Source organism: Chryseobacterium nepalense (assembly GCF_023195755.1).
In the GTDB taxonomy this organism is placed as follows: Bacteria; Bacteroidota; Bacteroidia; order Flavobacteriales; family Weeksellaceae; genus Chryseobacterium; species Chryseobacterium nepalense.
This window is the reverse complement of sequence record NZ_CP096203.1, coordinates 2654827-2669149: the sequence shown is the minus strand read 5'-3', so window position 1 is coordinate 2669149 and position 14323 is coordinate 2654827. Positions and strand designations below refer to the sequence as shown.

9 protein-coding genes are annotated in these 14323 nt (G+C 37.3%); 7 read left to right on the top strand and 2 right to left on the bottom strand.

Going from position 1 to position 14323, the window contains the following annotated elements:
- Positions 1 to 9 precede the first annotated feature (9 nt).
- The gene (locus tag M0D58_RS11775; RefSeq protein WP_248389460.1) at positions 10 to 1815 is read right to left on the bottom strand and encodes a WG repeat-containing protein; all 1806 of its coding nucleotides are present in this window, start codon (positions 1813 to 1815) and stop codon (positions 10 to 12) included.
- A 1-nt stretch (position 1816) separates the two neighbouring features.
- Positions 1817 to 2611, bottom strand: a complete 795-nt coding sequence (locus M0D58_RS11770; RefSeq protein WP_248389459.1) for a DUF2797 domain-containing protein — start codon at positions 2609 to 2611, stop codon at positions 1817 to 1819.
- 86 nt (positions 2612 to 2697) lie between these two features.
- On the opposite strand from M0D58_RS11770, the gene M0D58_RS11765 reads away from it, so the two are divergent.
- The 7 genes from M0D58_RS11765 to M0D58_RS11735 all read left to right on the top strand — a co-directional run bounded on the left by M0D58_RS11765 (position 2698) and on the right by M0D58_RS11735 (position 14300).
- Positions 2698 to 3720, top strand: coding sequence for a GDP-mannose 4,6-dehydratase (locus M0D58_RS11765; protein WP_248389458.1), 1023 nt, complete (start codon positions 2698 to 2700; stop codon positions 3718 to 3720).
- Between the two features lie 141 nt (positions 3721 to 3861).
- On the top strand, positions 3862 to 4083 hold the full coding sequence (locus tag M0D58_RS11760) for a DUF2795 domain-containing protein (RefSeq protein ID WP_002662059.1): 222 nt from the start codon (positions 3862 to 3864) through the stop codon (positions 4081 to 4083).
- A gap of 128 nt (positions 4084 to 4211) precedes the next feature.
- Positions 4212 to 7286: a preprotein translocase subunit SecA gene (gene secA / locus M0D58_RS11755; protein WP_248389456.1), complete on the top strand. Its 3075-nt coding sequence runs from the start codon at positions 4212 to 4214 to the stop codon at positions 7284 to 7286.
- Positions 7287 to 7436: 150 nt separating this feature from the next.
- Positions 7437 to 9572 carry a TonB-dependent siderophore receptor gene (locus M0D58_RS11750; protein WP_248389454.1) on the top strand — a complete coding sequence of 712 codons (2136 nt, stop codon included), beginning with the start codon at positions 7437 to 7439 and terminating at the stop codon, positions 9570 to 9572.
- 40 nt (positions 9573 to 9612) lie between these two features.
- Positions 9613 to 10821, top strand: a complete 1209-nt coding sequence (locus M0D58_RS11745) for a PepSY-associated TM helix domain-containing protein (protein ID WP_248389452.1) — start codon at positions 9613 to 9615, stop codon at positions 10819 to 10821.
- Entirely contained in the window at positions 10818 to 12935 is a 2118-nt protein-coding gene (locus M0D58_RS11740; protein ID WP_248389450.1) for a TonB-dependent receptor, read from the top strand. Before M0D58_RS11745 ends, M0D58_RS11740 begins: the two co-directional genes overlap by 4 nt.
- A gap of 153 nt (positions 12936 to 13088) precedes the next feature.
- Positions 13089 to 14300 (top strand): PepSY-associated TM helix domain-containing protein, encoded by a 1212-nt coding sequence (locus tag M0D58_RS11735; RefSeq protein ID WP_248389448.1) that lies wholly within the window; start codon positions 13089 to 13091, stop codon positions 14298 to 14300.
- Positions 14301 to 14323: the final 23 nt, after the last annotated feature.

The following is a 14323-nucleotide window of genomic DNA, read 5'->3' as shown; positions in this document are numbered from 1 at the left end:
CAAATTTTATTATTCTGTATTCTCTTTATATTCTTTTTCCGGAATTTCCTTTTGCACTTCTCCCCGCAAAGTGATCAGGAAAAACCGACCTCCTTTTTTCGAATAAAAACCTATGTTTTCCCCACTACGGTAGCCGAAATATTTATGCGGCTTTACTTCATCAAAAACAAAAGGACATATTTCTTTATTATCAATATCCAGAATCCCTGCTTTTTCTCCTTTCTTTACAAAGATCATATTTCCTCTTTGTTCCATCTGGTTATAAACCGGAGGAACAATGGTCTTAAACGTTTCATGATCTATCAGCCCGTATTTGCCATTCTTCCTGATAAAATGCCTTTTTTCCGGACCATACTCAACCCAATTCGATATCTCATCGTATTCCAAGGGCAAAAGGGTTTTTTTATTAACATCGACAATGCCGAATTTTTTATTTCTGGAAACAATAAGCTTATCGTGATTATAATAAACCGGCATTATCGAATCATATTCATCCATAATGACTTTATTGTTAATATCAATCAGCGTTCCATCTGCGATAAATAATTTTTTTTCCAGTTGGTCTTTATCATCAAATTTATCGTAAACCGAATATAGAATTTTGTATTTTACAGGGATTTTAATATGTCCCTGGTTACTAATAATACCACTCAGTTCTCCTTTCCTTACCCATAAAAACGATGTACTTTCTATTTTCCGTAAATCATCATAGTCAAACGGAATTAAAATATTTCCTTGCCAGTCGACCATACCGGTTTTCTCTTGTAAATTTCTAAAGATCAGTGTCGGATTGGAATTTGAAAAATCATTATAAACCGCTTGATGTGATTCCCCGATTTTCTTTAAATCCCTATTGAAAATAGAATAAATTTTCCCTTTTCTCGCATTGTAATATTCTGAAAAGGCATGATTAGTATCAAAATATTCGATCAGATCATAAATTAAAGGGACTTTAAAAGTTCCGTCTGTTTTTATAATGCCATATTTGCCATTTCTTTTCACCACCGCATTTTTAAAAGTATCAAATACACTGGCTGAATCAAATTTGTTGTCCGGAAAAGCTGCCAGGGCTTTGACGTCGATAAATTCGTATTTCCCATTAACAACTCCCAATGCTGCTCCGTTTTCAAAAAAGGTGGATTCATCCCTGTCGAAAATATCTTTGGAAAAATCTGTTATGTATGCTCTCTTTAGCTCAGCATATTTAAATTCGGAAAGCTGTTTTCCTGTACTATCAAAAACGGCCCATTTACCGCCTTTCTTTACGATGACATTCCGGTCTTTCATTTCCTGCAAGGCATCCTCATAAATAATAGGAATTACTTCTTTGCCCTGCTTGTCTATAAAGCCGGACTTGCCGTTTCTGGTTACTTTGCACAACCCGCTCACCCTGAAATAATCCACTGCATTATACTGCATCGGAATAATTAAGCTCCCTCTATTATCGATGAATCCCCATTTGTTGTTTTTTCTTACAGCAGCAAGTCCTTCCGAAAAAATACGTACTTCATCATAGTCTCCTTTGAGTTTAAGATTACCGCTGGTAATAAAGAATTTCTTGTGATCGTTTTCGGCATAGGCCAGTCCGTCTTTAAACGGATTCAGAAAATCATATTCAAAAGGAATAACAACCAAACGGTCTTTATTGATATATCCCCATTTGCTGGGGTTTTTCAAATGAATCCTCAGCCATCCGGTTTCAGCATCAACTTCTTTATAAGAAATATTATTTTCCGAAAAATCCGGACTGTTCTGACACTGTACACGACATGAAATAAACAGAATCCAGAAAAAAAAGGTAATTGGATGCTTCATTCTAAGAAACTGTAAGTTCAATCACATATCCCTCATGGCCCCTGATATTAATGAAGTCCCCTCCATCAAAACCCAGATACTGCCCTTTTATGCCTGTAAGCTTCCCGGTAAACTCCGGTCTTTTATCAAGCGTAAAAGATGTTACTTTTTCAGGCTTTTCGAAAGGATAATCAAATCTCCAGAGCGTTTCGCCTTCACTGTAAAATTTCTGGAAGTCATCAGGAAAATATTCTTTAATTTTCTGCTGGAAATCCGCCAGATCAATTTCATCCTCCAGGTCATCCTTGAGCATTTTCTTCCAGCTGGTTTTATCAGGAACATGCTGTTTGAGAGCAACTTCAATCATCCCTGCTTCATACCGGTTTTCGGTTCTCGCAATAGGCAGAGCAAAAGTCGCGCCCTGATCAATCCATCTTGTAGGAATCTGCGTATTTCTCGTCACCCCCACTTTTACTTCTCCCGTGTAAGCCAGATACACCGTATGAGGCTGAAGCTGAATTCCTTTTTCTATCTCCAAATCCCGTTCCGCAATTCCGAGATGTGCAGTGGAAAGTTCGGGACGGATGATGGTGTCGCTTGCATAAGGACTTTCAAAAAAACAGTTTTTGCAGAAACCCATTCGGTAAATCGGTTTGTTTTCCTGACAGTTCACACATTGAAAACCAATATGCTTTATCGTTAATTCTTTTCCGAAAAGTTCATTCATATGAATAAGATCGCCGGAAAGATTAAGATAATATTGAATCGGTTCTTCGTTGAAGCTTGTCATTTTTAAAATTTGTCCCTGAAACTGCATATTGTATATATTACTTTATAAAGTAAAAGTAATGATTATATTTTCAAAAAATAAATTTATATTTTTGCTTCAATAAAAAGTCACAAATGGTCTATCTTATAACGGGCGGAAGCGGATTCATTGGTTCTCACCTTGTAGAACAATTATTAAAAAAGGGACATTCTGTCATAAACATTGACAATTTTGATGATTTCTACAATTATCAGATAAAAATTAAGAATACTTTAGATTCAATACAGAATTTTTCGGATTTTGAATTTGTGGAAAAGCAGGAAGATATTACCAAACTGATTTCCATTACCAAATCAGACTGCTATACTTTATATTATCAGGACATCCGTGATAAAGAAGGACTTGAAAAAATCTTCCGCGAGCATACTATTGATATGGTGATCCATCTGGCAGCTTTGGCAGGAGTAAGGCCTTCCATCGAAAGGCCTTTAGAGTATGAAGAAGTAAATATCCGCGGAACCATGAACCTTTGGGAACTGTGTAAAGAATTTAACATTAAGAAAGTTATTGCAGCCTCTTCATCAAGCGTTTATGGGAACAATGAAAAAATTCCTTTTTCCGAAAGCGACAATGTAGATAATCCTATTTCACCTTACGCAGCAACTAAAAAATGTGGTGAAATTTTAGGCCATGTATATCATGATCTCTATAAAATCGATATGATACAGCTGCGATTTTTTACGGTGTATGGCCCCAGACAAAGACCCGATCTTGCCATTCATAAATTCACAAAACTAATTTTAGAAGATCAGGAAATTCCTTTCTACGGCGACGGTACCACCGCAAGAGATTATACTTTTATTGATGATATCATCTATGGAATATTAAAATCAATTGATTATCTGGAAACACATTCCGGCATTTATGAGATTCTTAATCTTGGAGAGAGTGAAGTGATAACACTTAATGAAATGCTGTCAACTATAGAAGCTGCTTTAGGAAAATCTGCCATCCGGAAAAATCTGCCAATGCAGCCCGGAGATGTCCTGAAAACCAATGCAGATATTACAAAAGCTATGACATTAATTGGCTATAAACCTGACACAAACTTCCAAAATGGCATAAAAATTTTTGTGGAATGGTTTTTGAGAAAATGACAGCAAACATGCTGGCATCACACCTGAACAAAGGTGTATGATGCAGAATGAACAAAAATTAATAAAAAGAATTGAAAATCAGGTGTAAAAAAGCATATAATATAAGCTATTTTTATACTTTTGCAAAAAAATTAGAAAATTATGTACTGGACATTAGAATTAGCTTCATATTTAAGTGACGCACCTTGGCCAATGACAAAAGCAGAACTTATTGATTATGCAATCAGAACTGGTGCACCAATGGAAGTAGTGGAAAACCTTCAGGCGATTGAAGATGAAGGAGAGATTTACGAATCAATTGAAGAAGTTTGGAGTGATTATCCTACCGATGAAGACTTCCTTTGGAACGAAGACGAATATTAAATTAAAAGCAATCAGGCTTTAGGCGTCGCTTAGAGCTTTTTTGCCCTTTTTTATATATCAATTTTACACGAAAAGCGTGTTATTAAAAACGCTTAAAGCATACGCTTTAGGCATAAAGCAAAAAATTTATGAGTTTTTTAAATAAAGTTCTTAAAGGGTTTTTGGGAGACAAGAAAGCGCAGGACCTAAAAGAAGTAAAAAAAGTTGTAACAAAAATCAAAGCTGTTGAGCCCAATATTCAACAGTTGTCTGACGATGGACTGAGAGAAAAAACTGCTGAGTTTAAAGAAAATATTAAGTCTGCAACCGGCAAAATCACAGCTCAGATAGAACAGATACAAGAGCAGATAAAAAATTCGAAAAACGTTGATGAAAAAGAAGCGCTTTTTTCAAAAATTGAAGCTCTTAAAAAGGAATCATACGAAATTGAGGAAAAAGTCCTCGGCCAGATTCTTCCTGAAGCTTTTGCCTTGGTAAAGGAAACAGCAAGAAGATGGGCACAAAACGGAGAAATCCGTGTAACAGCAACCGACTGGGACAGACAGCTGGCTGCAGCAGGTAAGGACTTCCTTGAAATCCAGGGAGATCAAGCCGTTTGGAAAAACTCATGGAATGCTGCAGGAACACCGGTAAATTGGGATATGGTACATTATGATGTACAGTTCATTGGAGGGGTAATTCTTCACAGCGGTAAAATTGCCGAAATGGCAACCGGGGAAGGTAAAACCTTAGTGGGTACGCTTCCTATTTTCTTAAATGCACTTCCGGGAAGAGGCGTTCACGTAGTAACAGTAAACGATTACCTTGCCAAAAGAGACTCGGCGTGGATGGGACCATTGTACCAATTCCACGGAATGTCAATCGACTGTATCGACAATCACCAGCCGAACTCAGACGGAAGAAGAAAAGCATACAATTCAGACATTACTTACGGAACCAATAACGAATTCGGGTTTGATTACCTGAGAGACAACATGGTAACTTCACCTTCAGAACTGGTACAAAGAGAACTAAACTTTGCGATCGTAGATGAGGTTGACTCCGTATTGGTAGATGATGCAAGAACACCGTTAATTATTTCCGGTCCGGTTCCGCAGGGAGACAGACAGGAATTTGATGTTCTGAAACCGTCTATCGACAGAATTGTTGAAGTTCAGAAAAAAACTGTTTCTGCCATTTTTAATGAAGCAAAAAAATTAATCGCAGCAGGAAATACCAAAGAAGGAGGTTTCAAATTGCTTCAGGCTTACAGAGGACTTCCTAAAAACAGACAATTAATTAAATTCTTATCGGAAAGCGGAAACCGTGCATTGCTTCAGAAAGTGGAAGCACAATATATGCAGGACAACAACCGCGATATGCCGATTGTAGATAAAGATCTTTACTTTGTAATTGAAGAAAAGAACAATCAGGTAGACCTTACTGACAAAGGTGTTGAGTATATGTCCCAAGGGAATTCTGATCCGAACTTCTTCGTTCTTCCTGACATCGGAACTGAAATTGCAGAACTGGAAGCTAAAAATCTTTCGAAAGAAGAAGAATTTGAGGCTAAAGAAAAACTTTTCTCCGAATTTGCCGAAAAGTCTGAAAGAGTTCATACCATGAGCCAGTTGCTTAAAGCCTATACTTTATTTGAAAAAGATGATGAGTATGTGGTGATTGACGGTGAAGTAAAAATCGTTGATGAGCAGACAGGCCGTATTATGGAAGGAAGACGTTATTCAGACGGTCTTCACCAGGCAATTGAAGCGAAAGAAAGTGTAAAAATCGAAGCAGCTACCCAAACTTTTGCGACCATTACCCTTCAGAATTATTTCCGTATGTACAACAAACTTGCGGGAATGACAGGTACTGCTGAAACGGAAGCCGGTGAGCTTTGGGAAATTTACAAATTAGACGTTGTGGTAATTCCTACCAACCGTCCTATTTTAAGAAATGACAAACAGGATTTGGTTTACAAGACCAACCGTGAAAAATATAATGCTGTAATTGAAGAAGTTGAAAAACTAACAGCTGCAGGAAGACCTGTTCTAGTAGGTACAACTTCAGTTGAAATTTCTCAGTTGCTTTCAAAAGCACTTCAATTAAGAAAAATTAATCACCAGGTTCTTAACGCGAAACTTCACAAAAAAGAAGCGGAAATTGTTGCAGGAGCAGGACAGCCGGGTGTGGTAACTATCGCTACCAACATGGCCGGTCGTGGTACGGATATTAAGCTGAGTAAAGAAGTAAAAGAAGCCGGTGGTTTGGCCATTATTGGTACAGAAAGACACGATTCAAGACGTGTTGACAGACAGCTGAGAGGTAGAGCAGGACGTCAGGGAGACCCGGGAAGTTCTCAGTTCTATGTATCTCTTGAAGATAACTTAATGCGTCTTTTCGGTTCTGAAAGAATTGCTAAAATGATGGACAGAATGGGTCATAAAGAAGGTGAAGTGATTCAGCATTCCATGATCTCTAAATCTATCGAAAGAGCTCAGAAAAAAGTAGAGGAAAACAACTTCGGAACAAGAAAAAGACTTCTTGAATATGATGATGTAATGAACAAACAGCGTGACGTTATCTACAAGAGAAGAAAGAACGCTTTGTTCGGAGACCATTTGAAGTATGATATTACGAATATGATTTTCGATGTTTCCAATTCAATTGTTGCTAAAGGAAAAGCATCAGGAAATTATAAAGATTTTGAATACGAGATCATCAAAACATTTACGATGGAATCTCCGGTTTCTGAAAATGATTTCAAGAGCAAAACCATTCAGGATCTTACGAATATTCTGTTCAAGGCTGCTCAGGAAGATTATCAGATGAAGCTGAATTTACTGAAAGAAAAATCTTTCCCGATTATTGAAAATGTGTATCAAAACCAGGGGTCAATGTTTAAAATGATCCAGGTTCCATTCACAGATGGTCACAAAACAATGACTATTGTTACCGATCTGAAAGAAGCTTTTGAAACGCAATGCGACAGCTTAATCAACGATTTTGAAAAGAACATCACTTTATCTATCATTGATGAAAACTGGAAACTTCACCTTCGTGAAATGGACGATTTAAGAAGATCTTCGCAGGGTGCTGTTTATGAGCAGAAAGATCCACTGGTAATCTACAAACAGGAATCTTTCCACTTATTCAGTGAAATGATCGACAAATTGAATAAAGAAATTATTTCATTCTTGTATAAAGGAGAAATTCCGGCATAAGAATAGTAGTTTCGAAATAATACAAAGCCGCTCCAGATAGTTCTGGAGCGGCTTTGCATTATTACCGTATATTAATTTTATGACAAATATCAAGTCAATTATTTATTTAGAATAATTAAAAACAATATATTTGCAGGAAATTTGAATTTCATGAAAAATATGCTGATCTGTGCGTCGATGTTAGGTTCTATGCTAACTTTTGCTCAGGAGAACGATACGATTAAGTCGAATGATATTGAGGAAGTTGTTGTAAATGGAAAATATTACAAAAAATATGTAGAAAAAGAAGGATCTTCTTCTATGCGTTTGGACGAAGAGTTGATTAAAATTCCTCAGAATGTATCTATCATTACCAACAGAGCATTAGAAGATCAGCAGGTGACAACATTAAGCGACGGTGTTTTAAGAAACGTTGCAGGGGCACAGAGATTAGAACACTGGGGAGACATGTATACCAGAGTAAACATGAGGGGTTCCAGAGCTGCAGCTTTTATGAACGGAGTAAACGTTACTTCAAACTGGGGGCCGCTAAGTGAAGATATGAGTTATGTAGATCATATCGAATTTATAAAAGGTCCATCCGGTTTCCTAATGTCAAACGGTGAACCAAGCGGTATTTACAATATTGTAACCAAAAAGCCGACAGGACAATCTTTGAATGGTTCCGCAAGAGTAACTTTAGGAAGCTTCAATATGTACAGAGGTGAAACGGATATTGACACAAAAATTACAGATAAAGTTGCCTTCAGACTGAATCTCATGGCTCAGAATAAAAAAAGCTTCAGAGATTATGAATTCAACGACAGATACATTATCAATCCGTCTTTAAAAGTAAATCTAACAGATAAAACAACCTTAACGGCAGAATATATTTATCAGAAGGCAAAAATGTCTGAAGTAGGTTCTGCATATGTTTTCAGCTACGAAGGGTATGCTACCAAACCTGTAGAATATACAATGACAGATCCCGGAATTGATCCTACTAATGTAGATAATAATACCGTAAATGTTAATCTTCAGCATAAATTCAATGAAAACTGGAAACTGACCTCCCAGCTTACCTACGTTAACGAATATACCTTAGGAAGCGATATCTGGCCATCCAAATTTTTACCAAATGGTGATATGATCAGAACTCTTTATTTCTGGGAAGCAAGCAATGTAATGAAATTCGGACAGGTTTTCTTAAACGGTTATGTAAAAACAGGGGCGGTTTCTCATAAAATATTAACAGGACTGGATTTAGGCTCAAAAAAATATATGGCAGACTGGAATCAATCTCATAATCTGGATACAGATGCCAATCCTTTCAATGTAAATTCAACAACATATACTCCTCCGGCAAACGGATATGCTCAATTTGACACCAGTACCTCATTGCAAAGCAGAGCTACTCCTTACGGCACTATCGAACAAAACTATACCGGATTATATGTTCAGGATGAATTAGGCTTTTTCAATGATGCTCTAAGACTGACCCTTGCAGCGAGATATACAAATGTTAAGGAAAACTCATACGGAACCAACGCAGAAGCAGATAAAATAACACCGCGTGTGGGAATAAGCTATTCTATTAACGAAAATACCTCTGTATACGGTTTGTACGATCAGTCATTCGTACCACAGGCCGGATTCTTCAGAACAGGAGGTATACCCAAACCTATTACCGGAAACAATATGGAAGTAGGTGTAAAAAGAGACTGGTTTAACGGAAAATGGAATACAACTTTATCGTTATATAACATCATCAAAAGAAATGCTACTGTAAATGATCCTGCTAACAGCGCCCTGGAAAACTTTGTGATCGACCTTGGTAAAACACGTGTACAGGGAATCGAATTTGATCTGAAAGGAGAAATTACAAGAGGATTTAATGCTATTATCAATTATGCATTCACAGAAAACAAAGTGACCGAATCAAACGATCCGGTAAATAACCCTGTAGGAATGAGAGTGCCTGGTTATGCTAAACATACGGCAAACGGATGGCTGAATTATACATTTACAACAGGTGCATTGGAAGGATTCGGACTTTCATTCGGAGGAACATACCTTGCCGACAGAAGCAGCTGGAACTGGGCAAGCTCCGGAGATCAGAAAGATATGGATGATTATCTGAAGTTCGATGCCGGCTTATCTTGGGAAAATACCAAATTCAGAGTGGGACTGAATGTATTCAATGTATTTAACAGGTTCCTTTATTCAGGATCACCTTACGGAGCATATTACTATTATCAGGCAGAAGCTCCGAGAAACTTCAGACTTTCAGTAGGATACAAATTTTAAATAATTAAAAGTTAACCCCTCAAAAGGTTAACTTTTTACTATGAGGAAGCGACATCACCATAAAAAGAAACCTTCATTTATAAAAAAATGGTCTGCCAAACTGCACTTGTGGTTCGGCTTGGCCGTTGGGATTATTGTTTTTATTGTTTCACTGTCAGGGTCTCTGTATGTTTTCAAGGACGAAATTCAGGGCGTACTTAGAAAAGATGTTATTTATGTGGAAGCTAAAACGATTACGCATCAACCCCTTTCAATTGAAACTCTGAAGGAAAAAGTTTCTTTGGAAATTAATGAAAAGCTTCCGATCAGTTCTGTTGAAATTCCTTTAGACAAAAACAAATCTTACGAATTTTTATACTACGAAAAAGATAAAAAAGCCTGGAATTATTTCGATGAGGTGAAAATTAATACAGTGGTATATGTTAATCCTTATAATGGAGAAATTCTTGGTGTATATGATGAAAAATATGACATATTTCCAATTTTGAAATCCATTCACTGGAGTTTATTATTAAAAACAGACTTGGGAAAATATGTTGTAGGAATTCCTGTTGTGCTCTTCATTATGATGCTCATTACAGGAATCATTCTTTGGTGGCCAAAAAATAAGACTGCAAGAAAAGGCCGGTTCCGGTTTAGCTGGAAAAACATTACCACATGGAAAAGGAAGAACTACGATCTTCATAATATTTTAGGATTTTACGCTTCATTCATTGCTTTGATATTAAGTTTATCCGGTATTTATTTTTCATTCCCCTGGGTTAAAAATGCTTTCCATTTTGCACTATCAGGATCAGCAGAGCTGCCGAAAGAAAAAGAAATTAAATCTCCCGACTCATTATTATCAGCTAAAAAATCTGTTTTCGACCTTACCGCAAAGGAAACAAAAGAATTATATGTGTCTTCATCAAGCTTTAGAATTCCGCTGAACGGAAAAAATAAAAAAGGAAAAGATCTGAAAAATATTCCGGTTACCGTATATGGTGAAGACGGCAAATTTGCCATTCGGAGCCAGCTTGTTTTTGACAAATATTCTGGAAAATTATTGATGAACAAACCGCACCAACAATTAACCACCGCCGAAAAATACGCCAATGCCAATTATGACATCCATGCAGGATCTTATTTTGGGATTTTCGGAAAAATAATCTGGTTTATTACAGGTCTTATATGCACGTCATTGCCTGTAACAGGCTTTTTAATATGGTGGGGTAAAAGAAAGAAAAAAGGAATTAGAAAATTATCATGAAAAAAACCATTTTAGCAGCTGCTGGTTTAGCCTCTGCAACGATTTTTGCTCAGCACAGCGACACATTACGGGTAAAAGATGTGGATGAAGTTGTAATGACTGCGTCGAGGAAAAAGGAAAATATTAAGGAAATTCCGGGGTCTGTAACGATTGTCAATCAAAAGCAGATCCAGTCACAATTAACGGTAAATTCAGATGTTACAAGCATTTTACAATATACCGTCCCGAGTCTGGCAACGAGTTCCGGGCAAACCTCCAATACCGGACAAACGTTAAGAGGACGCCAGGTTTTGGTGCTGATTGATGGTATTCCGCAGTCTACCCCACTTCGAAACGGCGCAAGAGACCTCAGAGTGATTGATCCTTCCGTTATTGAAAGAATAGAAGTGATCAAAGGTGCTTCATCCATTTACGGGAACGGTGCAGACGGCGGTATCATTAATTACATCACGAGAAAAAGCAGTGGAGAAAAGAAAATCTCAGGAATTTCCCAGGCAGGTATTACGGGTCAGCCATACGGTGGAACATTAGGATTCAGAGCGAGCCAGCTTTTATCAGGAAAAATTACCAAAAATTTCGACTATGTAGCATCTTTCGCTTATGAAAGAGCGGGATACATGAAGGATGCAGATGGAATAAACCTCAGCCCAACCTACAGCACCGCAAAAATGGATAATTACAACGGAATGCTGAAGCTGGGATACAATTTGAATGAAAATAACAGAATTGAAGCCTCCTATATCGGATATGCCTCCAAATCTGATCTTAATTTAGGCCTTAAAACCGGAAAATACGGATTGATCCCGACGATTGGAGAAGGCCAGGGAAAAGGATTGGAAACCACACCGCAGGGAACGCCCAGAAATCACAATCTGAAATTAAGCTACGACAATAAAAGAATCTGGCAGGGAACTTCATTAAATGTAAATCTTTATCTTCAGGATTTCAGAACGGTATACGGATACAGCGATACCTTCTTCAATGGCGGACAATCGAATGTAATTTCAAAAAAATACGGCGCCAGAGCCAATTTTGACACCCAACTCTGGAATACGCGTAATTCACAAGCTGAAATGATTTACGGGGTTGATATCCTGAATGACCAGACCGTTCAGAAACTGGAAGACGGCCGTTACTGGACGCCGGATATGAATATGACAAATATTGCCCCTTTTATGTTGGTTAAAATTGATCTCATGAAAAAATTAACCATTAAAGGAGGACTCCGTTATGAAAACATCAGAGTAAAAGTTGGTGATTTCAATACCTTGTCAACCATTAAAAATGACGGAACATTCACCCAAAGCATCTTTGTAAAAGGAGGAGATCTTGAATACAATGCGGTAGTAGGAAATGTGGGAATTCGTTATAATATCAATCAGGCAATCAATATTTTCGGGAGCTTTTCTCAGGCATATTCTATTAATGAATTGGGAAGAATTTTAAGGACCTCAACTTCAGAAACGATCAATAATCTGGAAACAAAACCGATTATTGTTAACAATTATGAATTTGGGGCAACAGGACAAATCACCAAATGGCTCAATTATGAACTCACGTCTTACGTAAGTACTTCAAAATTGGGAGCGACTTTCATACAAAGTCCGGATCGTGCATTGACAATTCAGAGAGCTCCTGAAGTAGTGTACGGAGTGGAAGGATTTCTGCATTTTTCTCCCACACAATGGATCAGTTTCGGGGGAAGCTACAGCTGGATGGAAGGTATTACCTCACCTAAAGATGACGGCGACTACTCTACCAGGATCAATAACAGCAGAATTTCCGCGCCTAAAGTTTTAGCCTATATTCAGGCAAGACCCGTTGATAAATTATCTATAGGACTGGATATGCTTCACGCGTTCGAGCAAGACAGATTTCAGCCAAATGTTAAAACCGGACTTTTTGTATATGGTGAAGGAAAAGTTCCTGCTTATACAGTATTCAATTTTAAATCCAGCTACGATCTCAACAAAAACTGGAAACTGTCATTAGGAATTGAAAATCTTTTTAACAAAATGTATCAGCCGGCAATTGCATGGTGGGCGGCCCGGGACAGTGATTTTACCAATGCATTGGGAATGAGGGGCACATTCATCATCGAATATAAATTTTAAATTAATTCCGATTTAAATTAAAATAAAGCGTTTCACTAGTAATTGAAGCGCTTTCTAATTTACATTTAAAATTAAAAAAACCTGATGAAAATCCTTAATTGTAAATATTCTAAATAAAAATTAAATATTATCTTTGCGGCAATTAGGATGAATATGAGGAAAAAACATCACCATAAAAAAAAACCAAGCACTTTTAAAAAATGGATCGGCAAGCTGCATTTGTGGCTTGGATTAGGCATCGGTTTTCTGATCTTCATTATCTCGATTACCGGAGCATTATACGTTTTTAAAGATGAAATTGAAAATTTCACCCGCAAAGAAGTAATTTATCATAATGAGCAACAAATTGATCAGAAACAGGTTCTCCCGATCCGTGTTCTGGAAAAAGCCGTTGTAGAACAGGTAAAAGAAAAATATCCTGTTCATTGGGTAAATATTCCGATTGATAAAAAGATGTCTTATCTCTTTTACTGGTACGAACACGATCCCAAAGGCTGGAATTATTTTGATGAATTTCCGATCTATAAAGTAGCATATGTAAATCCTTATAATGGAAAAGTCTTGGGTACTTACGACGAGAAAAACGGATTTTTCCAGATTGTAAAAATGATTCACTGGAGCTATCTTCTGAAACAGTCCTGGGGAACGTATCTGGTGGGCATTCCCGTGATCATATTCATTATCATGCTCATTTCAGGCATCATCCTTTGGTGGCCGAAAAATAAAGCCGCCAGAAAACAGCGTTTTTCTTTTAAATGGCAAAACGTAAAAGGCTGGAAAAGAAAAAACTACGATCTTCATAATGTTCTTGGTTTTTATGCTTCGATCTTTGCGCTGATCTTTTCCATAACCGGGTTATTTTATGCTTTCTTTGTCGTTCAGGCTGCGATCTATTTTATTTTTTCCGGAGGTGAAACTGCTTATCCTGATTTTTCTTCCATTAAAACCAAAGCTCCGATTGAAATGAGAACGGAAGGAACTTTAGATAAGATCAGTAATACCGTTAAAGCAAAATACCCGGATTCTTACGGGTTCTCCATTGATCTCGGCCATGAGCATATGGACGATCATGAACACCCGAATTTTGAAGTCTACGTGAAACATTTATCCTACTCTTATCATAAAAGCAGCAGCCTCATTTTCGATGAAAATTCAGGAGAATTGCTTCATACCCACGATATGAAAGATAAAAATTTTGGTGAAAAAGCGGTGGGCGCCAATTATGATATTCACGTAGGATCTATTCTGGGACTCCCAACCAAGATCATCGCTTTTATCGTAAGTCTCATATGTGCTTCATTACCAGTAACAGGCTTTATGATATGGTGGGGAAGAAGAAAAAAGAAAAAGGTAAAAACAACATAATATTTTTTTTAAATAAAATGCTG